The sequence below is a fragment of the Campylobacter concisus genome, from assembly GCF_002912425.1.
Lineage (GTDB): Bacteria > Campylobacterota > Campylobacteria > Campylobacterales > Campylobacteraceae > Campylobacter_A > Campylobacter_A concisus_AH.
Genome location: NZ_POYR01000144.1, coordinates 1 through 1,164 on the forward strand (window position 1 = coordinate 1; position 1,164 = coordinate 1,164).

Genomic DNA, 1,164 nt, shown 5'->3' on the forward strand with positions numbered 1-1,164 from the left:
ATATAATATAAGAGGAATAATATGGATAGCAATCCTAATAAATCCACCTTTGGAATAGTGCATATCAGATAAATATAAAAATTTTATCTTGCTGATATATCCAGTAAAAATATCAAATTTAAAACATATCAACGCAAGAACAAGAAAAAATACTATGCCCATACAAACTTTTTTTATATCAACTTGTCTTAAATATAGCAACGGTAAAAATATCAATAATATAGCAATCGACTTGTGAAATAAACCACCAATCAAAATAAAAATCATGGATTTAAAGTTATGATTTCTTGCCATAAAGTACATCGCGACAAAACCAAGTCCTATTGCAACACTTTGTCTAGTATATCCCATAGCTACCACCGTAATACCATAAGGAAATGCAACAAGCAATCCAACAAAAGGATATCTAAATCTAGTTACAAGGAAAAATAAGCAGCTTAAGAATAAAAAGGCGCAACATAAATTTACAAAAATGATCCCATGTTGCGTAGAGATATTTTTTCCAATTAGACTTAAAATTTCATATCCGAGATCAGTTCTTGCATCTTTATAAAACATTTCATATAAATAATAATTCCAGTCGCCACCAATCTCGTATCTTGCACCAATAAACAATATTAAGAATAGATATAGCACAACTAATGCTGTTTTATTAAAGCGTGAAAATTTAGTCAAATCTAATACTAAAAATGTTGATATGTAAGCAAATATTACAAAATAAAGCAATAAATTTTCCTAATTATTTTTCAAAGAAAGAAAAATCCTTTTTGCGAAAACAAAAATTTGAGGACACCCCAGAAATACAGAACCGTATAAAATTTTATAAACGAAATTTCTATTTATTTTAAAAACATATTTTATGTTATTTGCCTCTGGACATATAGCATTTATATGCTTTTTAAAGTTGCTGTCCGAATAATCCAAAATAAACTTTAAAATTGCAGGGATATGATATTTAAAATATTCATCAAAAAGACCTCTCTGCAGCAGGAAATTCCTTACGGCTTTGCTAAACTCAGCAAAATCCTCAAGAGCTTTTTTATTATTTGAGAAACTATTAGAAAGTGAGTTGGGATTTGTTCTATAATGATAAAATGGTTTTGCAATGTGAGTAATTTTTTTGCATCATAAAAAAGCTGCAAATTTATAAAACCATCCTCACAA

1 protein-coding gene is annotated in these 1,164 nt (G+C 28.0%); it reads right to left on the minus strand.

The genetic code is table 11. The features are described 5' to 3' along the window. Nucleotides 1-726 (minus strand): EpsG family protein (locus CYP84_RS08230; RefSeq protein ID WP_103637231.1); only part of this gene is annotated, 726 nt, incomplete at its 3' end. Nucleotides 727-1,164 lie beyond the last annotated feature (438 nt).